This window comes from Candidatus Didemnitutus sp. (assembly GCA_019634575.1).
Lineage (GTDB): Bacteria > Verrucomicrobiota > Verrucomicrobiia > Opitutales > Opitutaceae > Didemnitutus.
The window spans coordinates 2,764,081-2,786,738 of record JAHCAY010000001.1; the positions used below are offsets into that span (position 1 = coordinate 2,764,081).

Below are 22,658 nucleotides of genomic sequence, written 5' to 3' on the forward strand. Positions count from 1 at the left end.
AGATCCTCAGAGCGGGCGGAAGGCGGCGCCGAGTTCGACATCGATGCGCGCGATCGCGCCGCGGCGCGCGAAGAGTTGCGCGATCGCCTCGGCATCCAGCGTGCCGCCGGCCTGTTCCATCATCGTGCCGTCGGCGCGGGTCCAGCGGACGCGCGGCTGGCCGCGACCGAATTGATAGATCACCGGGACGCCGCAGAGCGTGAATGCGAGCGCCTGCGCCGGGACGTAGACGGTGAGTTCGCGGCCGTCGGGCTGGGCAAGCGTGAGCGTGGCGGGCGCGGCGGTGAATTCGCCGGCGCGCAGGAAGGTGGGCTGGAACGCGACCGTGCCGTTGGCGATGCGGACGCCGAGCTCGCCGGCGCGGGTGAGGATTTCCTCCTTCACCTGGCCGGTCATGCCGGGTTGTTGCGCGCCGCTGTGGCCGGGCGTGTGCGAGTAGGGATCGGTCGGGAACGCGCCGTAGACGGCGGGCGTCTTGTTGAAGCCGAGACCGGCGCGGATGTCGTAATAGTGCTCGGTGAGCGCGGCGGATTCGGGCGCGGACTGCGCCTGCGCGGCGAGCAGGTTTTCCTGCACCGCGAGGAGGAGTTTCGCGACCATGTGCCAGTAGATGCAGCCGAGGCCTTCATAGCCGAACATGCTGCCGCTGCGGCCGGTGAAGGCGTGGTGGTTGAAGACGCGTTCGTAGGTCTCCTCGACGCGGGTGGCGTGCAGGCGCACCAAGTCGGACCAGCGCGCATCGGCGGCGAGCTCGCGGAGGCGAGCGCGCAGGCCGTCGCCGTTGGTGAGATCGGCTTGGAAGCGATGCACGCCCGCGGCGTCGCGCAGCACGAGGCGCGTGTCGCCGGCGGCGAGCAACGCCTGCAACAGCGGCAAAGCGGCGACGGCATCGGCGGGGATCACGGCGCGATCGAGGAAGGTGGGGAGCTGCCGGTCCGGGTAGAGCACGTAGCTGTGTTGATCGGCGCGGTAGAGCGCGCTGGCGCGCAGGGTGCGGAGGAGGTCGACGACTTCAGCCGGCGAGAGCAGGCCGGAGCTGAGGATCGCGACCTGGCCTTCGAGCATCGGGTAGAGTTCCTTGATGCGGAGGGTGCGCGGCTCGTCGGAAAATTCGAGGCGCAGGTAGGCTTCGTAGAGTCCGTCGGCGCGGCGTCCGCCGCGCAGCGTGTGGTCGACATGCTGGAGCGCGAGCGTGACGACGGCAGCGATCTCGCTCGGCGCGAGGGTAAGCGGCTCGCCGGGGCCGCCGCGATAGACGGCTTCGCGGTAATCGGAGCCGGCTTGCGCGAGAGCGTCGAGGAGGCTGCGACGTTGGGCGTCGCTCGCGGCGGGTTGGTCGAGGATGTCGCGGTGTTGCGCGAGGGCGGCGTGGACGTGTTGGAGGAGCGCGCGCACGTGACTCGAGAGCGCGACCGGCTCGGTGCCGAGCGCTGGGACCCACTCGTCGCGGAGCTGGGCGAGCATGCGGCGCAGGTAGCAGAGCGTGACGAAGGAGACGCCGTAGCCGACGAGGGCGTTGTTGGCGTCGTTCCACTCGGGGCGCTGCGTGTTCATCCAGATGCCGGCGCCGGCGACGTAGTTGGTCAGGCGCGTGAGCGTGAGCAGCAGGAGTTTTTCCGTGAGATTGACGTGGCGCACGCGGCCGGACGCGTCGGCGAGCAGGCGGGCGTCGGAGCCTTCGGTCTTGGCGCGGGCGAGGATTTCGCGGTGGAGCGCGGTGTCGAAACGGATCGTCTCGCGGGGATTGCGGCGCAGATCGGCGTAGGGCGCGATGCGGTAGGGGACGTTCGCGTAGGTGAATTGCGGGGCGCGGAGCGCGGCGTGGAGCTGGCCGGGGTGGAAGCGCGCGGACCACTCGAGGAGTTTTTGGAGATAGATGACTTGGTGGTCGCCCCAATAGCCGATCGACGACCACGGGTCTTCGTGATCGGGGACTTCCCAATCGATGCCGGTGTGCGAGATGCGGTAGGGGTTGTAGCCGTCGGCAGTGGAGGCGTTGAGGAACTTGGCGATGGCGCCGTCGACGAAGCCCGGGTAGCTCGTGCAGAGCGCCTCCCAATTCTGGAAAATGTCGCGCCAGTTGCCTTCGTGCGCGAGGACGCGTTCGCCGCGGGCGTCGCGCACGCGGATGCTGAAGCGGTTCCACGGGCGGCTCGGATCGCCGTGGCGGCGGCTGAAGGTGAGCGGAAGGTATTCGCGGGCGAGGCGGGCGAGGTCGGGATCGTTTTGCGCGGAGGCCGTGGTGACGAGCTCGTCGCACGCGATGGTGGCGGGCAATTGCTCGAGCCAGGCAGCGTGCCGCGTGGCGACGGCAGTGCTGTGCGTGTGCACGAACGCGGCGAAGTCCGCCGCGGGCGCGCGCATGTCGTCGACGAAGACGCCGCCGCGCATGACGTTGAAGAGGACGTTGGCGAAGTGATGCGCGGCGGTGGTTTCCTCGCCGCTGAGTTGCGCGCCGTCGGCGGCGCCGACGATGGCGCGGAGGCGCTGCGTGGCGGCGGCGATGGCGGGCGCGATTTGCGCGGGCAATTCGCCGCGAACGAGCGTGGCGTGGCGGCGCACGACTTCGGCCTGCGTGAGGTCGGTGTCGACGACCATCGTCCAGTCCTGCTGCGCGTCGGGTGCGAGCGTGAGCGTGGCGGCGAGGCCGTAGGCGCCGCGGACGCCGCGGGCGCCGCGGGCGCGGGTCTCGGTCGCGGCCGGTTCGCCGTGTTCGTGCGCGGCGATGGCGCGGTCGGAGAGCAACACGCGCGCGTTCGGCAGCCCGTGCGACCAGACGGCGGTGGCGAGGAGCGACTCGAGCGGGATGGCGCGATCGACGATGCCGGCGGCGAGGGAGTAGACGGCGAAGGTGGAGCCGGGGAGAAGTTCGGCGGTCTTGTAGGCGTCGGCGAGGCAGGAGCTGCCGCTTTGGAGGCGGCTGTTGACGCCGGGCGGGAGGAGGTTGCGCAGGCTGTCGACGACGCGGATCTCGCGGGCGGTGCGCGCGAGGTTCAGCAACTGGCATTGGCGCACGAAGCCGTGCGGCTCGGCGGTGGACCAGCCGTAGCGGAAGACGAGCTCGAGCGCGTGGTGCGTCTCCTCGAACCAGAGGCGGTCGCCTTCGACGCTCTTGTAGAGGCGGCGCGAGACGGGGTGCAGTTCGTCGGTGTGCGGGGCGAAGGGTTCCCAGAGCACGGCGTCTTCGCCCGTGCCGACGCGGAGCATCGTGGCCGGTCCGCTGAGGCCGGCGCTGTCGTAGATCTTGTCGACGGTCGTGTAGGGAAAGATCGCGTGGTCGGCGTCGGCACGGCCGGCGGTCAGCGCGCCGTTGCTGGCGACGAAGGCCCAGAGATCGGACGCGCTGACGAGATTGATGAAGAACGTCGGGAGCGACTGCGCCTCGTCGATGCGGTAGAAGCGACCGCCGAAGGCGTCGACAAAAGTGCCGCGGGCGGCGGCGGGGACGTTACGGGTGTCTCGAAGGACGGACGACATGGCGAGGGGGCCGGTCAACCTTTGCCGAGCGCGGAGCGGCGCGGTTGGGCGGGCGAAAAATCAGGCGCGTCGGGGTGGGGCGATGGACTGGCCTTCCACCAGTTTCGCTTCCACGAGGATTTTCCGGCGCGGGGAATTGGGATGAACGATGCGGTTGAGGAGGCGGGAGATGCCGGCGATGCCGATGTCCTCGTGCGGGACTTGCATCGAGGTGACGCGGCGGAGGTGCGGCGGCGGCTCGAGGCCGTCGAAGCCGGTGATGGAAATATCCTCGGGCACACGGATGCCGCGCACCTGGAGATCGGCCATCAGTTGGTAGGCCTGGTGATCGGCGGCGCAGACCCACGCGGTGACGCCGCTCTCGCGCGCGTGGTGCATGACGGCGTCGCAGAGTTGCGGGTTGGAGAGGCGAGGGGAGTCGCGGTGGATGTTGAGCACCCAGGACGGGTTGAATTCGAGACCGAGGCTGAAGAGGCCCTCGACGTAGCCGCCGAAGCGTTGCAGCGCCCAGTGTCCGCCGACGGGATAATGCCAGGTGAGATAGCCGATACGCTGGTGCCCCGCGGCCGCGAGCTGGCGCACGAGCGTGACCATCGCGGTGTCCTCGTCGGTGTCGATCGTGTCGACGAGCGGGTTGGCGTAGTTTTCGAGGAGCGAGACGGTGGAGATTTTTTTCGCGATCGCTTCGACGGCCGGCTCCGCGAACGGATAAATGAGCAACACGCCGCGCCAGTCGCCGCCGCGGATGTGCCGGAAAACCGGCTGCCGCGTCGCGGCGGGATCGAACTCGCCGGGCGGTTGATAATGGATGTCGACCTTCACGCGTTCGACCTCCGCGCATTCGCGAATGCCTTTGAGCAGATACGGAAAGGTGGCCAGCGCGACGTTTTCGGCGGGCACGCCGATCAACACGCCGAGCGTCACGTCGCGAATCGCCGCCTGCGCGCGGCGGGCGCGCCGTCCGGGCGACTGGCGATAGCCGAGCTCATCCGCCATTTCGAGGACCTTGGCCCGAGTGTCGGCGCTGATCGCGGGATGATTGGCCAAGCTGCGCGAAACCGTGGTGCGCGAGACGTTCAGCCGCTTGGCGATCAAACCTTGATTCGGAGACTCCATTGGGGGCGCGCCACGCTCTTTTTCGGGGTGAATGCGGGCGACGAGTGGATGTTATTGTGCACGCGTATGGCTGTTTCAAGGACGAATTTTTTAGTGCACATAAATGAAGATTTTAGCGCGAATAGGCAGCCCTAAGGTCGGCTTGATCGATATTAACCTATTGATTTTCAGTGATGAAAAATCAAAAAGCGCCCGACGTAATATCAGTAAGTTTTGCGCAATACTTTGTGCACATTACTGTTGACCAAATCGCACAACATGCCTGCAATTCGACCGTCGGCTCACCCTCCCCGAGCCGATGCTGTCCCCGCCGTCATCCCCACTCCGTCTGGCCGCCTCGCATGAGCGCGGCCTGCGCGACGCCGGATTCCGGCGGTAGCAGGCACGACCTCAACTCTGCTCCATCATGCACCCCAAGCTGAACCCAATCCGCGACGCCGGATTCAAATCGTGTTTGGCCGCACTGCTGATCGCTTCGACCCCGAGCTTTGCTCAGGCCCAAGCGGCGGCGACGGACAACACCGCGGCCCCCGCCGCCACGAAGAACGAGGAAGAGGCCATCCAGCTCTCTCCTTTCACCGTCACCACGGACAAGGACAAGGGCTACCGCGCCACCAACACCACCTCCGGCACGCGCCTCAACACCGCGATCAAGGACCTCCCGATGCCCATCGAGGTCATCACGGAGCAATTCATCCGCGACACCGGCTCGAAGGACCTGCGCGAAACCCTCCGCTACAGCGCCGGCATCCAGCTGCAGTCGCAAAACGACTGGGGCACCACGCAAGGCTGGGCCGCCACCACGCCGGGTCGCATCAATAATCCCGAGGGCAGCACCGCCACCGCCGACCAATCGCGCGTGAAGATCCGCGGCTTCCTCACCGAAGCCTCGCTGCGCGACGGCTTCCGCCGCCAGAACTCCACCGACTCGGTCAATCTCGCCCGCGTCGAAGTCATCCGCGGCCCCTCCTCGCTCCTCTACGGCGTCGGCAACTTCGGCGGCGTGGTGAACTACCTCGTCAAGCAACCCAGCAAGAAATCCGGCGGCGACGTCTCGCTCGAAGTCGGCAGCTGGGGCCTCATCCGCGGCACCATCGACTATACCGGACCCGTTTCCGACACCGTCGACTACCGCCTCACCGCCGCCTACCAGCGCACCGACGACTACACCGACTACAAGAAGGAGAACCACTACTTCGTCGCGCCCATCGTCACCTGGCAGCCGTTCAAGGACACGAAAATCACCTTCGACACCGAGTTCGGCAAACAGAACCGCAGCGGCATCGGCTTCCAGAACATCCGCGCCGTGCCGACCGGCTTCGTGAACAGCTCCGACGGCTACAACGGCGGCTTCCTCACCCCCGCCGGTCGCAACCCGAAGGAATTCCGCTGGAGCGGCCCCGACACCTTCAACGACAGCAAGGCCTGGAATCTCCTCTTCAAACTTGAGCAGAAGCTCGCCGAGAACCTCTACTTCAACCTCGGCTACAACAACTCGAAGTTCAGCTACGACCAGCTCGACGTCTCCGCCTCGCTCCAGACGCCCGGCACCTCCACGCCCGCGTGGGCCATCGCCAACATCGTCTACGTTCCCCTCGTCGCCGGCCAGAGCGGCTTCCCCACCGGATCGCAACCCGCCACCATCGGCTATCAGTGGAACGCCTCCACCGAAGACGACAAACACGAGCAGATCCGCGCCGACCTCACCTACAAGCTCGACCTCTTCGAGACCTCCAAGTGGTTCAAGCTGGAAAACACCTTCCTCGCCGGCCTGAACTACACCAGCGAAAGCTACGAGAACGTCATCCGCGGCACCCCGTATGACCGCAACATGTTCAAGAGCCCGGCCGACAGCGGGCCGTTCCGCGCCGGCAAGCAAGCCGACGGCTCAGCCGACTACGCCATGGTCGACCTCTTCCATCAGATCCAGAAGACCAAGGACTCCGCCCTCTACGCCGTCTACCAAGGCAAGCTCCTCGACGAATGGGTCACGCTCATCGCCGGTGTCCGCAAGGACCGCAGCTGGAATAAATTCTGGCACTACAACCCGCAATGGGGCGCCGGCAACGTCGGCCACAACCAAGGCTACGACGAGAAACCCGTTGAACAATACGGCGAGCCCAGCAAGGACACGACCTACCAATACGGCATCGACGTCCGCCTCACCCGCAGCGGCAGCCTCTCGCTCTACGCGATGAAGGCCGAGTCCAGCCTCCCGAATTACGACGGCGCGAAGGACTTCTACGGCAACGTCATCAAAGCCGCCCTCGGCGAGGATAAGGAAGTCGGCCTCAAATTCGACCTCTGGAACGGCCGCGTCTCCGGCACGATCTCGAAGTTCCAGATCACCCGCACCCGCGTCGGCATCGGCAACCCCGGCGCCATCTGGTGGGCGCCCACGGCTTCGGGCACCTCTTACTTCAACCCGAGCAAGAATATCGTCTACCAGGCCAACGACCTGAATCCGACCAACAATGGCTGGAACGCCGCCGTCGTCGCCTCCACCGCGCAGTGGAACGCCGCCGTCGCCGCCGGCGCCGCCTATCAAGCCACCAACTCCGCCGGCAACACCAACTGGTATGTCAACGCTTCGGCGCCGACCGGCGCCGCGCTCATGGACGCCGTGTTCGCCAACGCCATCAGCACCAATTCCACCGGCTGGTGGGGCTGGATCTACAACTTCGACAACCTGACCAACAACGCGACCGTCGACTACAACGGTGCCTCGCCCCCTGGACCGACTGGCGGCCGCTCCGTCCCGCTCGGCTCCGATCGCTCCGAAGGTTGGGACGCGCAAGTCCTCCTCTCGCCGACCGACAACCTCCAGATCGCGCTCTCGTATTCGCACGTCGACAAGACCGTCCTCAACGCCTCCGCGTGGGCGAAGTATCCCTACCCGCAGGACCGCTGGGCGATCTGGTATGCTCCGATCGATTGGGCCGACGGCGGCACCGCCGCTTCGAAGCGCTTCACCGATCCCACCGACACCTCGACGCACATCTCCTTCGGCAACGGCCTCACGCTCGACGACACCCCGAAGAGCCAGAGCTCCGCTTGGGTGAACTACCAGTTCCCGAAGGCCAGCGCGTTCAAGGGCTTCTCCCTCGGCGCCGGCGTCGTCCACACCGGTTCGGGCGTCATCTACCCGACCTACTTCAGCCAGCCGAAGGACGCCAACGGCAACGTGATCTTCCTGAACTCGAAGGCCAAGACCGTCTGGAACGGCATGGCGCGTTACGAGTTCAAGATCCGCGGCCACGACGCCTCGCTCCAACTCAACATCGACAACCTGACCAACAACACCGACTACTACGGCTTCATTGCTCAGGCTCCGCGGCGCTTCTCGCTCACCTATTCGCAGAAACTGTGAGCCGCGTCCGCTGATCGTTTCCCCGCGCGCACCGATTCGATTTCGGTGCGCGCTTTTTTATGCACCATTCGCGCAAAAACATCGCGAGCCCAGGACGGCTCCGCAAAATCCCACCCACGCACGCGCGGGAATTTGCAACCACGGCACAGCGCGCGGCGCGCTCCGCTGTTAGCGTCAACCCCTAACCTCGCTCCCCCGTGTCGTCCGTCCCCGAACGTCTCTCCTTCCGTGAAAAACTCGCCTACGGCCTCGGCGATACCGCGTCGAATTTCTACTTCGCGCTCTTCAACGGATTTCTCGTCTATTACTACACCGACGTCTTCGGCCTGACGCCCGGCGCCGCCGGCAGCGTTGCCGGCCTCGTGCCCTCGCTCGTCTCCTGGCTCATCCCGCTCATCGGCCTGCTCGCCGATCGCACCCACACACGCTGGGGCCAGTTCCGCCCGTATCTCCTCTGGGCCGCGATTCCCTACGGTGTCGCCGGCTACGTGATGTTCTCCAATCCCGCGCTCAGCCCGGGCGCCAAGGTCGGCTTCGCCTACGTCACCTACGCCGCCACGCTCATCGCCTACCTGACGATCAACACGCCCTACTCCGCGCTCATGGGCGTCATGTCGCCGTCCTCCGAAGAGCGCACCGATCTTTCCGCCTATCGCTTCGCCTGCGCCTTTACCGGCAGCCTCATCATCGGCACCTACGTGCCGTTCTTCAAAGACCACTTCGGCGCCACCGAAGCCGAAAGCTTCCGCAACCTGATGGCCGTGTTCGCCGTGATCTCCGTCGCGATGTTCCTCTACACCTTCTGGAACACCCGCGAACGCGTCGCCGCGCCGGTCAGCGCCCAGCAATCCGTCGCCACCGACCTCCGCGATCTCTCGCGCAACGTCCCGTGGCTGATCCTGTTCTTCGCCGGCTTCCTCACCCTCGCCAACGTCGGTCTCCGCTCCGGCGCGACGGTTTATTATTTCAAATACATCGTCGGCGACGACGCGCTGCGCGGCTTCGATGAATTCTTCGGGCCGTTCGCGCGCGTGCTCGCCTTCCTGAAAATTTCCTCGTCCGGCCTCGGCCTCTACAACTTCGCCGGCGGCCTCGCGTTCATCATCGGCTCGCTCTGCACGAAGCTCTTCCTGCGCTTCTTCTCCCGCCGCCCGCTGATGATCACGCTCACGATCCTCAACGCGCTCGCGATGGCCGCCTTCTTCGCCGTCGATCCGCACAACCTCGCCGTCCTCGCCGCGCTGAACATCTTCGCCTCCTTCGTCGCCGGCCCGACGCCCGCCATCGTCTGGTCGTTCTACGCCGACACCGCCGACTTCGGCGAATGGAAGTTCGGCCGCCGCAGCACCGGACTCGTCTTCTCCGCCGCCGTGCTCGCGCAAAAAGTCGGCCTCGCCCTCGGCACCGCCATGCTCGGCTGGCTCCTCAGCTACTACGGCTACGTCGCCAACGCCGTGCAGACGCCCCGCGCCATCACCGGCATCTACCTCGTCTTCGCCGTGCTCCCCGGCACCTTCGCGCTGCTCAGCGGTATCGCCATCTTCTTCTACAAGCTCGACGAACCGACCGTGAAACAGATCGAGCGCGACCTCGCCGCCCGCAAGGCCGCTGCGCCCGCCGCCGCCACTTCCTGATTTTCCGTCCCTGATTCCCATGCGTTCCTCAACCGCCACCCGCACTGCGAGCGCCGTCGCGCTCGCCGCCCTCATGCTCACCTCAGCCCGCGCCGCCACTTGGACGGTCGTCGAGACCGCCCGCGACAACTCCCACCGCCTCGCACCGATCGCCGCACCGGCGAAGGCCGCCGCTGCGTCCGCCGACGCGCTCAAAATCGACGCCGCGCAGCGCTACCAGGAAATGATCGGCTTCGGCGGCGCGCTCACCGAGTCCTCCGCCTGGGTTCTCGCCCAACTTCCCGCCGACAAACGCCTCGAAGTCATCCGCCGTTACTACGACCCGAAGGACGGCATCGGCTACACGCTCGGCCGCACGCACATGAACTCGTGCGACTTCTCCCTCAACATCTGGTCGCTCGACGACGTCCCGCACGACTACGATCTGCACGCCTTCACGCTCGAGCCGATGCGAAAATGGCTCATGCCGCTCCTACAGGACGCCCGCAAAGCCGCCGGCGGCGATGCCAACTTCCGCCTCCTCGTCTCCCCGTGGGCCCCGCCCGCGTGGATGAAGAACAACGTCCGCGCCGACGACGGCGGCGAACTCCGCTGGGACTTCGCCGCGCCGTGGGCCAACTTCTACGTGAAGTTCGTCCAAGCGATGCAGAAGGAAGAAAACTTCCCCATCTGGGCCTTCACCGTCCAAAACGAACCCGAAGCCAAGCAACGCTGGGAATCCTGCCTCTTCACGCCCGAGCAGGAACGCGACTTCGTGAAGAACCACCTCGGGCCCGCCTTCGAAAAAGCCGGCCTCCTCGGCAAGGTGAAGCTCCTCGGCTGGGACCATAACCGCGACCGCATGGAAGCCCGTGCCGACGCCATGCTCGGCGACCCGGATTGCGCGAAATACCTCTGGGGCCTCGGCCTGCACTGGTATGTTTCCAACGACTTCGAAGCCTCCTCCCGCGCCCACGCCCGCTATCCCGACAAAGCCCTCCTCTTCACCGAGGGCTGCTGGGAAGGTGGCGACAAGCTCGGCGTCTGGGAACATGGCGAAGGCTACGCCACCCAGATGATGGGCGACTTCAAGAACTGGGTCGGCGGCTACATCGACTGGAACATCGTCCTCGACCAGCGCGGCGGCCCGAACCACGTCGGCAACTTCTGCGACGCGCCGATCATTGTCGACGTGAACACCAAGGAAGTCCGCTACAGCGCCGCGTTCTACTACATCGGGCACTTCTCGAAGTTCGTGAAGCCCGGCGCGCACCGCGTCGCCTCCGCCGGCGGCACCGCCGGCCTCGACACGATCGCGTTCCAGAATCCCGACGGCTCCGTCGCCACGATCGTGATGAACAAGACCGACAAAGCCGCGAGCTTCCAACTCACCGTCGCCGGCGAAACGGTCGCCTGCCAAATCCCGGCTCGCGCGATCCAAACCTACGTCCGCTCCGCCAACTGAGCCGCGACTCGCTGTCGTTCTCCCTCGAACGAGGGATTCGTGACCCACGCGCGGGCTGCTACCTTCCCAGCCCGCGCTCCCCGAATGTCATCCGTCCGCCCCGCGCCCGCTCCGAGTGTCACGATTCCAGATTGCGGTTGGCGCACGCTGCCGCACCTGCCACGTTGCACGCATCGTGGCGCTCGACCCCGGCGCTCCTGATTCGGTCCCGTTAGCGATTATCTCCCCATGACCCTGTTGCCCTTGTTCCTCGCCTCCACTGGAGGCAGCGCTCCCTCGGCCTCCGCGGGCGGCGTCGTGCTCCAACTCGCCGGCGTCGATTACGCGATCCTGGCCATCTACTTCGCCTTCGTGCTCGGCATCGGCTGGGTGCTGCGCAAGCACCTGAAAACGTCGACCGACTTCTTCGAGTCCGGCCGCTCGCTGCCCGCGTGGATCTGCGCGCTGGGCTTCATCGGCGCCAATCTCGGCGCGCAGGAAGTCATGGGCATGGCCGCCTCGGGCGCCAAATACGGCATCGCCACCTCGCACTTCTACTGGGTGGGCGCGATCCCCGCGATGGTCTTCGTCGGCATTTTCATGATGCCGTTCTACTACGGCTCGAAGGCCCGCTCCGTCCCCGAATACCTGAAGCTCCGCTTCGACGAAAAGACCCGCACGTTCAACGCGCTCTCCTTCGCGGTGATGACGGTGTTCTCCTCGGGCATCTCGATGTTCGCGCTGGCGAAGCTCCTCAACGCGATCCTCGGCTGGAACTTTGACGCGTGCATCTTCATCTCGAGCGCGATCGTCCTCGTCTACATCTACACCGGCGGTCTCACCTCCGCGATCTACAACGAGGTGCTCCAGTTCTTCCTCATCGTCCTCGGCTTCCTCCCGCTCGTCATCCTCGGCCTGCAGGACATCGGCGGCTGGGACGGCCTCATGAAGCAACTCGGCGCCTACTCCGAAACGAAAGGCATGCCGGGCGCCTGGAGCCACTCGTGGGCCCCGATGGGCAGCCCGTCCGCGAATCCGATCGGCATTGAGTGGTTCGGCATGATCGCAGGCCTCGGCTTCGTCCTCTCCTTCGGTTACTGGTGCACCGACTTCCTCGTCATCCAGCGCGCCATGGCCGCCAAGGACATGAACTCCGCACGCCGCACGCCGCTCATCGCCGCGATTCCGAAGATGATGTTCCCCGCGCTCGTCATTCTCCCCGGCATGCTCGCCATCGCGCTCTACCACAAGGGCGGCACCGCGCAAATCGCGCTGCCCACCGGCGCCGACGGCAACCCCGACTACAACATGGTCGTCCCCGCCATGCTCGCGAAATACTTCCCCAACGGCATGCTCGGCATCGGCCTCACGGCACTCATGGCCTCGTTCATGTCCGGCATGGCCGGCAACGTGACCGCCTTCAACACCGTCTGGACCTACGATCTCTACCAACGCTGGTTCAAGCCCGACGCCTCCGACGCGCACCTCATCAAGGTCGGCCGCATCACCACGATTGTCGGCCTGCTCATCAGCGCCGTCTGCGCCTACGCCGCGGCAAAGTTCAATAACATCATGGACATGCTCCAGCTGGTGTTCGGCTTCGTGAACGCACCGCTCTTCGCCATCTTCCTCCTCGGCATGTTCTGGAAACGCGCGACCGGCCACGGCGCCTTCTTCGGCCTGCTCCTCGGCACGATTTCCGCCGCGATTTTCCAAGGCAACACGCTCCCCGTCGGCGAGACCGCCTCGCTGCTCAAGGGCGGCTGGATGGGCGTCCACCACACCTTCGCCAGCTCGATGGCGCAGAACTTCTGGATGGCGATCTGCGCCTTCAGCGGCTGCTTCCTCGGCACGATCATCATCTCGCTTGCGACGACGCCCAACCGCACCGACGCCGAACTCCGCGGCCTCGTCTACTCGCTCACCGAGAAGGTCGTCGATCACCACGAAACCCCGTGGTATGCCCGCCCCGCCACGCTGGGCGTCATCGTCCTCGGTCTCACCGTCCTCCTGAACATCATCTTCTGGTAACGCCCAACCCCATCCGACCATGCAACAACTCGACGTTCGCCTGCCCATGGGGCTGCTCTTCCTCGCCCTCGGCCTCATCCTCGTCGGCTACGGCCTCCTGTCCGATCCCGCGATCTACGCCGCGCACTCGCTCGGCAAGAACGTGAATCTGTTCTGGGGCGTGATCTTCGCCCTCTTCGGCGGTCTCATGCTCTGGCTCACCAGCCGCGCGAAAAAGAGCTGAGTTTCCCCGTCGTCATCCCGGAGATCGCCGCGCCAACCGCAGCCATCCCCGAGCGTCTCTTCCGAGCCGGCCCGCCCAAGGCCGGCTCTTTCTTTGGGCCGTGCGAGCCCCAACCGTCCTTCTCGCATCGCACCGTTGTCCCATCCGTCCTTCGGCAAAGTAACCTAATAGGTTACTTTGCCGGGCTGGCTCAGCTCTCGTCCGCGACGTAGTGGCAGCCCTTGCTCACCGGGTTGAGCGCCGCGGCATGCACGACCAGCAGCGCCGTCTGCACCGCGTTGCGCAACTCGATCAGCTCCCGACTCGGCCGGCAGTCGCGGTAGAACGCCTGGATATCCTCGCGCAGTTCGAGCAAAATGCGCCGCGCGCGCGCCAGCCGGCGCGGCGAGCGGATGATTCCGGCATAGTTCCACATCGTCTGCCGGATCTGATGCAGGTCCTGCTGGAGCAGCAGCGGGTCCGCCACCTTCGCCGGACTACGCCACTCGCGCGCCGTCGGCCGGCCGAAGTTCTTAATGAGTAACTTTGCCGCAGTCAGCTCGGCGACGTCCGCCGCTGCTGCCGCTCGCGCGCTCACGAGGCACTCGAGCAGCGAGGTGCTCGCGAGGCGGTTGGCACCGTGCAGGCCCGTGCACGCCGTCTCGCCGATGGCGTTCAGATCGCGGACATTCGTGCGTCCCTGCAGATCGGTGTGCACGCCGCCGCAGGAGAAATGCGCCGCCGGCACCACCGGGATGCGCTCGCGGGTGATGTCGATGCCGGCCGCCAGGCAGCGCGCGTGGATCGCGGGGAAGCGCTCGCGGATGAAGTCGGGCTTCAAAGCCGACAAATCAAGGAACGCGCACGCGTCGCCCGTCGCGGCGAGATGCTGGCTGATCGAGCGCGCGACGATGTCGCGCGGCGCGAGCGAGCCGAGCGGGTGCACCTTGTCCATGAAGCGCCGCCCGCGTGCATCGACGATCACCGCGCCCTCGCCCCGCAGGGCCTCGGTGATGAGGAACGGCGCGCCATCGCGCGGGAAGAACACCGTGGGATGGAATTGGACGTATTCGAGGTCGATCAGGCGCGCGCCCACGCGATACGCCATCGCCACCCCGTGGCCGACGCTGCCGGGCTGGTTGGTCGAGTGGAGGAAAACCCCGCCGAGCCCGCCGGTGGCGAGGATCGTCTTCCGCGCTGTGATCGCGACCACCTCCCCACTCGCCGTGTCGAGTGCGTAGCAGCCGAAGCAGGTCAGCGGCTCGTAGCGGTGCGCCGGATCGGCCGCGTTGTGCGAGAGCGTCAGCAGGTCGACGGCCACATGACCGGTGCGGCGCGTGATGCCGGGCGTGGCGTCCACCTTTGCCGCCACGGCGGCGAGGATCGAGTGTCCGGTCGTGTCGCGGGTGTGGATGATGCGCCGCTCGCGGTGACCGCCCTCGCGGGTGAAATCCAGCCCGCCGTCCGGCTGCCGATCGAAATCCACGTGCAGCTCGTCGAGCAGCAGGCTCTTCACCGCCGCCGGGCCCTCGCGCACGAGCTGGTCGATCGCCGCCGGGTTCGCCGTGCCGGCGCTGGCCTCGAGGATGTCGCGCGCCAGCTGCGCCGGATCGCTCGCGGCGCCATAGATGATGCCGCCCTGCGCCCAGTCGCTGTTCGCCACCAGCGGTTCCGCCAGCGAGAGCAGCTCGACGCGCAGCCCCGCGCGCGCCGCGTGCAACGCGTAAGCCGAACCGGCGAGGCCGGCACCGAGAACGAGGCAGTCGGTTTCGATGGTTTTCATTTTGCGCGCCGCATCGGCTGCACATCGAGGCTCAGGTCGGCGGCGACGGCGGAGTGGGTGAGGGCGCCGATGCTGATGACGTCGACGCCGGGCTGTGCGTAGGCGCGCAGCGTGTCGAACTTCACGCCGCCGGAAATCTCCACCACCGCCCGGCCGGCGATCGCCTTCACCGCGGCGCGGACCTGTTCGGGCGTCATGTTGTCGAGCAGGATGATCTCGGCGCGGGCGCGGAGCGCTTCCTTCACCTCGGCGAGTGTCTTGGCTTCGACCTCGATCTTGGCGCCGTGCGGCGCGGCAGCGCGGCAGAGCTCGACCGCGCGCGCGAGCGAGCCGGCGGCCGCGATGTGGTTGTCCTTGATGAGGACGTGTTCGCCGAGGGAGCTGCGGTGGTTGGAGCAACCGCCGGTGCGCACAGCGTATTTCTCGAGCGCGCGCCAGGCGGGCGTGGTCTTGCGGGTGTCGACGATGCGAACGCCCGTGCCGGCCACGGCGTCGGCGTAGCGGCGCGCCTGCGTGGCGATGCCGGAGAGGCGCTGGAGGAAATTCAGCGCGGTGCGCTCGGCGGTGAGCATCGCGGCGGTCGGTCCCTCGACGCGGAGCACGAGCGCCCCCTTCTTCACGCGATCGCCGTCGCGCGCGAGGAGCTTCGTTTTCAGCGCGGGATCGACCCGGGCGAACACGCGCGCCGCGACCTCGAGGCCGCAGACGACGAGGTCCTGCTTGGCGTCGATCACACCGCGGCTGCGGTGCGCCGCCGGAAAGAGGGCGCGGCTGGTGACGTCGCCTAGGCCGGCGTCTTCCTCGAGCGCGAGGTCGATCAGGTGGTCGGTGCGGGGCGTGAGCATGGAATTAGTCCTTTGGGGCGAGTTCGAACATCCGCTCGATGCTGTGCAGTGCGCGCTGGCGGAGGGTTTCGTCGAGCGTGACGATCTGCTCCGGCCGCGGAGCGGCGAGAGCGTCGCGGACCTTCTCGAGCGTGTTGAGCTTCATGTAGGGACAGAGGCGGCAGCCGCCGATGAAGTGCTTCTCGGACGCCTCGACCTGCAGGCGGCCGACGAGCCCGCACTCGGTGAGCATGAGGAAATACGGCGCGGGCGTGTGCTTGACGTATTTCATCATCGCGCCGGTGCTGCCGACGAAATCGGCGAGCGCAGCGACGCTCGGCTCGCACTCGGGATGGGCGACGACCTTCAGGCCGGGAAAGCGCGCGCGCGCGTCCGCGATGTCGGTCGGCGTGAACTCGTCGTGCACGATGCAGGTGCCGTCGGAGGTGATGATCTCCTTGTCGACGCCACGGCGTTTCAGCTCGGCGCGGATGTTCTCGCCCATGAGCCGGTCGGGCACGAACAGGATGCGGCGCTGCGGCAGCGCCGCGACGATGTCGTAGACGTTGCCGGAGGTGACGCAGACGTCGGACTCGGCCTTCACGTCGGCGGTGGAGTTGATGTAGCAGACGACGGCCGCGTCCGGGTAGGCGGCCTTGAGCCGCCGCAGCTGGTCGCCGGTGAGGGAGTCGGCCAGCGAGCAGCCGGAGCCGCGGTCCGGCACGACGACGGTGGCGTCGGGCGAGAGGATCTTCGCGGTTTCGCCCATGAAGACGACGCCGGCGAACACGATCACCTTCGCGCGCGACTCCTTCGCCTTCAGGCTGAGGAAGTAGGAGTCGCCCTTGAAGTCGCCGACGCCGTAGATGATTTCCGGCTCCACGTAGGAGTGCGTGAGGATGACGGCGTCCTTTTCCTTTTTCAGCCGGTTGATCTCGAGCGTGAGCGGTGCGAGGCGGCGGCAGGCGTCGTAGTTCCAGACGCGGCCCGGCTCGCAATCCACATGCATGAGCGCGCGAAACAGGCGCTCGGCCTCGGCCTCGAGTTCGTGGTCGGTAGCGGTCATTCAAGGCGCACCGTAGGCGACTCGCCCCGCGCGTCAAAGCCTGCCGTCCGTCCTAGGCAATACACCCGGCGCGACGCCGTGTTTCCCGTTTGTGTTTCGGGACGGAGCGCGTTGGCTGACGGGCATCTAACCCTGGCACCCCTGGTCATGTCCGAAAGCACGGCTCCGTCCGCCCTGTTCGCGGCTCGTTCGATGAGCCAGCACAACCGTGCCGAAATGCGGCAGATCTTCGACCACGCGATCCGCCTCGCCGAACGCAACCGCATCATGCTGCGCGTGCCGCACGAGGTGCGCCCCGTGCAGAACAAGCGCGGCATGCACTACCACTACCGGCCGGAGATATTCATCGGCGTGCGCGGCTGGACGGATTTCAACTTTCCGAAGGAGAGCTTCCGCGTCGCGCCGGACGAAGTGTGCGTGATCCCTGCCGGCGTGCCGCACGGCGAGCGAGTCGGCGCGGCTCCGGGCGAGTCGTTCCGCAATCTCGTCGCCGGTTTCTACAACAACACCCTGAGCATCCACCTCGCGCACGAGGCCAAGCCCGGCAAGCCGGACATCGAGGTGATCGAATTCTTCGACGCGCCGAACCTCGACGTGTTTCTCACGCTGGCGAACAGCATCGCCTCGACCCACAACATGCACGGACCCGCGCGCGATGCCGTGCTTCAGGGCCTCGTCCTCGCGCTGCTCGGTCTGCTGCGCAACATCGTCGAGACCGGCAGCGGCCAGCTGAACAGCGACATCGGCAAGGTTTTCCAGGCGAAGTGCCTCGTGCGCGAACAATTCGCGAACCCCGACCTCAGCGTGCAGCACGTCGCCGAGGTGCTCGGCTGCTCGGCGGATTATCTGTCACACCTCTTCCACACCGAGACGAAGGAGCGGCTTACGCACTACATCCAGCGCATCCGCATCGATGGCGCGATCCTCGCGCTCGAGACGACGAAGCTCACGATCTCCGAGATCGCCTACGCGAGCGGCTTCGCGGACCCGGCGTATTTCGCCCGCGTGTTCAAGCAGCACAAAGGCGTGACGCCGCAGGAATTTCGCGCCCAGCTCGATGCCCGTCGCAAGGAACAGGAGCAGCAGCCGAAGACGGTCTACTACGACCACGTCGACTTCACGCACGGCGTGCCGCACAAGAAGGAAGAACCGACATCGGCCGCCAAGGGCCGCGAGGCGACGGGCGATCCGGCGACGGCGTTCGAACGCTGAAAACAAGAGGGCGCCGGCACTTGGCCGACGCCCGTTGCATGCACAGAACCGGAGCGCGTCCGACCGGCTACCCCGCCAGCCAGGCCGCGCCGCGGCGCAAAATCACTGGACCAGCACGCGGTAGCGCCAGCCCTTCATGTCGAGCGGCACGAGGCCGTTGAGTTCGACGGTTTCGCCGGTGAAGGCGTCGGTCCACTTGCCGGTGAGCGCAGCGTCGTAGAGGTCGGCTTTCGCATCCTTGGCGGTGAGGTTGAAGATGCCCACGACCTTCTGCGCGCCGGCGGAGCGCTCCACGACGTAGAACGTCGCGTTGTCCGTCGTGTCGAGGCGGCGCATCGGCGCGCCGGTGTGCAGCGCTGGGTTCTCGTGACGCAGCTTCGTCATCACCTGGTAGAGCTTCGTCGTCGGGTGAACTTCCTTCGGCCAGACGATCGGGTCGCGGGAGAAAAATTCGAGGCGGCGGTCGAGGCCGATTTCCTGGCCGTTGTAGATCATCGGGACGCCGTCGAGGAGGAAGGTCAGCACGGCGAACGGCGCGTAGCCCGCGCCCATGCGGTCGAACTCGGTGCCGGCCCAGCTGTTTTCATCGTGGCTGCTCGTGAACACCATCAGCGCGCCGCCCCGCGGGAACGTCGCGCGGATTTTCGCGTAGGCTTCGTCGACGCCGCTGGCCGACTTTTTGCCCTGCGCGACGCTGTTCATCGCGCCGTGCAGATCGAAGCCATAGGAGAGGTTGAAGGCGGCGACCTGCTGCTGCGGCAGCTCGGCCTCGGCGAGGAAGAAGGCGTCGGGCTTCACGGCGCGCACGCGCTTCGTCACCTCGTTCCAGAAGGGTGTCGGCAAGCCCCAGGCAACGTCGCAGCGGAAGCCGTCGATGCCGAAGTTTTTCACCCAGTGGATGAGGACGCCGGCTTGGTAATCGAGGAGGCCGGGTGCGTTGAAGTCGAACTGCACGACGTCGGTCCAGTCGGTGCCGTGCGGCGGCGTGAGGTTGCCCTTCTCGTCGCGCCAGAAGAATTCCGGGTGGGTCTTCGTGAGCGCGTTGTCGGGCGAGACGTGGTTCGGCACCCAGTCGAGGATGACGCGCTGGCCTTGCGCGTGGGCGGCGGCGACGAGCTCGCGGAGGTCCTGCTCGGTGCCGAACTCAGGATTCACGGCCATGTAATCCTTCGCGGCGTAGTAGGAGCCGAGCGGACCTTTGCGGTTCACTTCGCCGATCGGGTGGATCGGCATGAGCCAGAGGATGTCGACGCCGAGCGCCTTGAGGCGCGGGAGGTCGGCGGTGACCGCGGCGAATTTGCCGCTCTCGGAATACTGGCGGACGTTGATCTCGTAGATCGTGCTGCCGCGCGCCCAGGCGGGCACGCCGACGGCGGTGTGCATGGCGCTCGGGATGGGTTTTTCGCGCTCCGGCGCGGCGACGGCGAAGGCAAGCGCGGCGAGTGCCGGAAAACAGAGCGCGGGGAGCAGGGAACGAATCGTGAGGCGGCGGATCATGACGGATGAGTGGTTGAAATTAGAGCGAGCCGGAGACGGTGGCGGAGGCGGACGGATTTTCCTTCGGCACCAGGAACAGCAAGGCGGCCGCGATGGCCATGCACACGCCGCCGGCCATGACGGCGTGGACGAGGTTGCCGCCGAGGTAATTCTTCACGAGCGAACCGAAGAAGAGCGCCGCGAGGATCTCGGGCAGCACGATGAAGAAGTTGAAGATGCCCATGTAGACGCCGACGCGTTCGCGTGGCAGGGCGCCGGAGAGGATCGCGTAGGGCATGGAGAGGATCGAGGCCCACGCCACGCCGCCGAGCGCGAGCGCGGCGAGCAGCCAATACTTGTTCTCCTCGCCGTGAATGAAGCCGACTGCGAGCAAGCCGAAGCCGCCGAGCACGAGGCAGACGCCGTGGATGAGGCGGCGATCGCTGCGCTGCGCGAGCGCCATCAGCGCGAAGGCGGTGAGGAACGTCACCGCGTCCTTCAGCGCGTAGCAGACGCCCGCCCACTCGGCGCCGCGCTTGAAGAGGTCGGCGGACGGATCGTTGCTGCCGAAGAGCACGGGCACCGCGTTCGAGAAATGCAGCCACATGCAGAACAGACCGAGCCAGGTGAAGAACTGCACGAGCGCGAGCCGCTGCATCGTGCGCGGCATGTGCAGGAGCGCGTCGAAAATTTCACTCACGAGGTGCTTCACGCCCGAACTCTGGGACTTTGCGCGCTGGAACGCCTCCATGTCCTCCGGCGGATCTTCGGGCGTGGAGAACACGGTCCAGAGCACCGCGGCGAGGAAGGCCGCGCCGCCGACGTAGAACGAGATCTTCACGTTGGTCGGGAGCGCGTTCGCGCCGTCGGCGTCGCTGCTGACGTGAAACCAATTGCGCAGGATGTAGGGCAGCATGCCGGCGATGACCGCGCCGGCGCCGATGAAGAAGCTCTGCATCGCGAAGCCCTTGCCGCGTTGCTGCTCGGGGAGCTTGTCCGCCACGAACGCGCGGAACGGCTCCATCGAGATGTTGATCGAGGCGTCGAGCACCCAGAGCAGGCCGGCCGCCATGTAGAACTTCGGCAGATGCGGGATGAGCCACTCCGCGAGCGAACCGGAATTCGGCATGAGCAGGAGCGCGAGCGAGCTGAGAATCGCGCCGATCAGAAAGTAAGGGCGCCGGCGGCCGAGCCAGCACCACGTGCGGTCGCTCATCGCGCCGATGATCGGCTGCACGAGCAGACCGGTGAGCGGCGCGGCGATCCACAGGCGCGCGATCTGTTCGTCGGCGGCGCCGAGATACTTGTAGATCGGGCTCATGTTGGCCATCTGCAGGCCCCAGCCGAACTGGATGCCGAAGAATCCGAAACTCATGTTCCAGATCGCGGGCAGGGTGAGGGGTTTGAGGTCTTTCATTCGGACAACAGGGTTGGGGGACTAAACGGGGCACGCGGCGCGGGCCGCGCAGCGCTCAATGCGCGGGCGGTTCGCTGTAGTCGCGCACGGGCCGGTCGCCGGTGCGGTCGTAGAGTTGGATCCAGTTCTTCAACGTCGCGACTTTCTCCGTGCGCAACTTTGCGAGATCGTCGGCGGTGAAGCGCCAGACCCAGTTGCCGTCCATCGTGCCGGGGCGGTTGAAGGTCGCCTCGGCGCCGAGATCGAGCAGGTCCTGCATCGGGATCACCGCGAGGCGCGAGACGGTCGAGAGTGTGTGGCGGATGATCGGCCAGGCGGACTTAGCGCTGCCGTTCAGCTGGAAATACTCGGCTATCTTGCCCGCGTAGGGCTCGGCGAGGGACTCGAGCCAGCCGCGCGTGGTGACGTTGTCGTGCGTGCCGGTGTAAGCGACGCTGTCGGGCGGGTAGTAGTGCGGGAGGTTGGCGTTGTTGGCGTCGTGGCCGTAGGCGAACTGCACGATCTTCATGCCGGGCAGGCCCGCGCCGCGACGGAGCGCGACGACGCCGGGACCGATGTAGCCGAGGTCCTCGGCGATGATCTTCGCGTCGGGGAGCGCCACGCGGATCGCGGCGAAGAACGCCGCGCCTGGGCCGGTGCGCCACTGGCCGGTGCGCGCGTCGGGCGCGTCGGCGGGGATTTCCCAGTAAGTATCGAAGCCGCGGAAGTGATCGAGGCGGATGATGTCGTAGAGCTCGAACGCGGCGCGCAGGCGGTCGATCCACCAGACGTAGCCGGTGCCGCGCAGGTATTCCCAATCGTAGAGCGGGTTGCCCCAGAGTTGGCCGAGTTCGGAGAAATAGTCCGGCGGCACGCCGGCGACGACCGTCGGCTGGCCGTCGGCGTCGAGTTGGAACACCTCGCGGTGCGCCCAGGTGTCTGCGCTGTCGAGGGCGACGAAGATCGGCACGTCGCCGATGATGCCGACGCCGCGGCGGGCGGCGTAGCGGCGGAGGCGGTCCCACTGGCCGAAGAAGACGTATTGGTAGAACGCGTGGCGCTCGACTTCCTTCTTCACGGTGTCGGGGAAGAGCGCGCGCAGCTGCGGCGTCCAGCGGCGGAGCTCGCTCGGCCACGTGGTCCACGCGCGGCCCTGGAAGTGCGACTTCAGCGCCATGAAGTCCGCGAACGGTTCGAGCCAGCCGGCGTTGGCGGCGCGGAATTCCTTGAACGAGCCCATCGCGTCGATCTCGTCCTTGCCGCTGGCGAGGAAGCGATCACTGGCTTTGGCGAGCGCGACCCAGAAGCGTTCGTAGAGCGCGCCGTAGAACACCTGGCTCGACGGGAGCGCGCGCAGCGGGACGAGTTCGGTGTCGGTGAGGAGGCCTTCCTCCTTCAGTTCGCCGAGGTCGATGAAGTAGGGATTGCCGGCGCGGCCGGAGAAGAGCTGGTAGGGCGAGTCGCCGAAGCCGGTCGGCCCGATGGGGCAGATCTGCCAGTAACGCACGCCGGCGTCGGCGAGGAAATCAATGAAGCCGCGGGCACCGGCGCCGAGGTTGCCGATGCCGAAGTCGCCCGGGAGCGACGAAACGTGCGCGAGCACGCCGGCGGCGCGGATGTTGAGCCAGGAATTCGGAGGCGCTTCCAT

Annotated in this window: 14 protein-coding genes; 6 read left to right on the forward strand and 8 right to left on the reverse strand. The window is 66.5% G+C overall.

All coding sequences use genetic code 11. The features are described from left to right. Nucleotides 1-6 precede the first annotated feature (6 nt). A complete protein-coding gene (locus KF715_11580) occupies nucleotides 7-3,477 on the reverse strand; it encodes a hypothetical protein (GenBank protein MBX3737325.1) in 3,471 nt (1,156 codons plus the stop codon). A 60-nt stretch (nucleotides 3,478-3,537) separates the two neighbouring features. After that, nucleotides 3,538-4,593, reverse strand: a complete 1,056-nt coding sequence (locus tag KF715_11585; GenBank protein ID MBX3737326.1) for a LacI family DNA-binding transcriptional regulator — start codon at nucleotides 4,591-4,593, stop codon at nucleotides 3,538-3,540. 406 nt (nucleotides 4,594-4,999) lie between these two features. Between KF715_11585 and KF715_11590 the strand changes: the two genes are divergently transcribed. From KF715_11590 to KF715_11610, 5 genes are all read left to right on the forward strand, one after another. After that, on the forward strand, nucleotides 5,000-7,963 hold the full coding sequence (locus KF715_11590; protein ID MBX3737327.1) for a TonB-dependent receptor plug domain-containing protein: 2,964 nt from the start codon (nucleotides 5,000-5,002) through the stop codon (nucleotides 7,961-7,963). A gap of 197 nt (nucleotides 7,964-8,160) precedes the next feature. Beyond that, nucleotides 8,161-9,597 (forward strand): glycoside-pentoside-hexuronide (GPH):cation symporter, encoded by a 1,437-nt coding sequence (locus tag KF715_11595; GenBank protein MBX3737328.1) that lies wholly within the window; start codon nucleotides 8,161-8,163, stop codon nucleotides 9,595-9,597. 19 nt (nucleotides 9,598-9,616) lie between these two features. After that, entirely contained in the window at nucleotides 9,617-11,041 is a 1,425-nt protein-coding gene (locus tag KF715_11600; protein ID MBX3737329.1) for a glycoside hydrolase family 30 protein, read from the forward strand. Between the two features lie 228 nt (nucleotides 11,042-11,269). Then, nucleotides 11,270-13,051 (forward strand): sodium:solute symporter family protein, encoded by a 1,782-nt coding sequence (locus KF715_11605; protein ID MBX3737330.1) that lies wholly within the window; start codon nucleotides 11,270-11,272, stop codon nucleotides 13,049-13,051. 19 nt (nucleotides 13,052-13,070) lie between these two features. After that, nucleotides 13,071-13,274 carry a hypothetical protein gene (locus tag KF715_11610; protein ID MBX3737331.1) on the forward strand — a complete coding sequence of 68 codons (204 nt, stop codon included), beginning with the start codon at nucleotides 13,071-13,073 and terminating at the stop codon, nucleotides 13,272-13,274. Between the two features lie 190 nt (nucleotides 13,275-13,464). Here the strand turns inward: KF715_11610 and KF715_11615 are convergent, their stop codons facing one another. The 3 genes from KF715_11615 to nadA are packed head-to-tail and all read right to left on the reverse strand — an operon-like array spanning nucleotide 13,465 to nucleotide 16,926. Further along, nucleotides 13,465-15,036: an FAD-binding protein gene (locus KF715_11615; GenBank protein ID MBX3737332.1), complete on the reverse strand. Its 1,572-nt coding sequence runs from the start codon at nucleotides 15,034-15,036 to the stop codon at nucleotides 13,465-13,467. Then, entirely contained in the window at nucleotides 15,033-15,881 is an 849-nt protein-coding gene (nadC, locus tag KF715_11620) for a carboxylating nicotinate-nucleotide diphosphorylase (GenBank protein MBX3737333.1), read from the reverse strand. The genes KF715_11615 and nadC overlap by 4 nt, the downstream gene beginning before the upstream one ends. Nucleotides 15,882-15,885: 4 nt before the next feature. Next, complete coding sequence (gene nadA / locus KF715_11625; protein ID MBX3737334.1) at nucleotides 15,886-16,926, reverse strand: quinolinate synthase NadA; 1,041 nt, start codon at nucleotides 16,924-16,926, stop codon at nucleotides 15,886-15,888. Between the two features lie 147 nt (nucleotides 16,927-17,073). On the opposite strand from nadA, the gene KF715_11630 reads away from it, so the two are divergent. Continuing rightward, nucleotides 17,074-18,138 (forward strand): AraC family transcriptional regulator, encoded by a 1,065-nt coding sequence (locus KF715_11630; GenBank protein MBX3737335.1) that lies wholly within the window; start codon nucleotides 17,074-17,076, stop codon nucleotides 18,136-18,138. A 102-nt stretch (nucleotides 18,139-18,240) separates the two neighbouring features. Here KF715_11630 and KF715_11635 read toward each other — a convergent pair whose 3' ends face one another. From KF715_11635 to malQ, 3 genes are all read right to left on the reverse strand, one after another. After that, nucleotides 18,241-19,521: an alpha-amylase gene (locus KF715_11635; GenBank protein MBX3737336.1), complete on the reverse strand. Its 1,281-nt coding sequence runs from the start codon at nucleotides 19,519-19,521 to the stop codon at nucleotides 18,241-18,243. 133 nt (nucleotides 19,522-19,654) lie between these two features. Continuing rightward, a complete protein-coding gene (locus KF715_11640) occupies nucleotides 19,655-21,031 on the reverse strand; it encodes an MFS transporter (protein ID MBX3737337.1) in 1,377 nt (458 codons plus the stop codon). A 55-nt stretch (nucleotides 21,032-21,086) separates the two neighbouring features. Continuing rightward, entirely contained in the window at nucleotides 21,087-22,658 is a 1,572-nt protein-coding gene (gene malQ, locus KF715_11645) for a 4-alpha-glucanotransferase (protein ID MBX3737338.1), read from the reverse strand.

Bases quoted from the DNA above. Each gene is read 5' to 3' on its own strand.
- KF715_11580 (MBX3737325.1), bottom strand. From the start codon at position 3,477: ATGTCGTCCGTCCTTCGAGACACCCGTAACGTCCCCGCCGCCGCCCGC.
- KF715_11585 (MBX3737326.1), bottom strand. From the start codon at position 4,593: ATGGAGTCTCCGAATCAAGGTTTGATCGCCAAGCGGCTGAACGTCTCG.
- KF715_11590 (MBX3737327.1), top strand. From the start codon at position 5,000: ATGCACCCCAAGCTGAACCCAATCCGCGACGCCGGATTCAAATCGTGT.
- KF715_11600 (MBX3737329.1), top strand. From the start codon at position 9,617: ATGCGTTCCTCAACCGCCACCCGCACTGCGAGCGCCGTCGCGCTCGCC.
- KF715_11605 (MBX3737330.1), top strand. From the start codon at position 11,270: ATGACCCTGTTGCCCTTGTTCCTCGCCTCCACTGGAGGCAGCGCTCCC.
- KF715_11610 (MBX3737331.1), top strand. From the start codon at position 13,071: ATGCAACAACTCGACGTTCGCCTGCCCATGGGGCTGCTCTTCCTCGCC.
- KF715_11615 (MBX3737332.1), bottom strand. From the start codon at position 15,036: ATGAAAACCATCGAAACCGACTGCCTCGTTCTCGGTGCCGGCCTCGCC.
- nadC (MBX3737333.1), bottom strand. From the start codon at position 15,881: ATGCTCACGCCCCGCACCGACCACCTGATCGACCTCGCGCTCGAGGAA.
- nadA (MBX3737334.1), bottom strand. From the start codon at position 16,926: ATGACCGCTACCGACCACGAACTCGAGGCCGAGGCCGAGCGCCTGTTT.
- KF715_11630 (MBX3737335.1), top strand. From the start codon at position 17,074: ATGTCCGAAAGCACGGCTCCGTCCGCCCTGTTCGCGGCTCGTTCGATG.
- KF715_11635 (MBX3737336.1), bottom strand. From the start codon at position 19,521: ATGCACACCGCCGTCGGCGTGCCCGCCTGGGCGCGCGGCAGCACGATC.
- KF715_11640 (MBX3737337.1), bottom strand. From the start codon at position 21,031: ATGAAAGACCTCAAACCCCTCACCCTGCCCGCGATCTGGAACATGAGT.
- malQ (MBX3737338.1), bottom strand. From the start codon at position 22,658: ATGGAAGCGCCTCCGAATTCCTGGCTCAACATCCGCGCCGCCGGCGTG.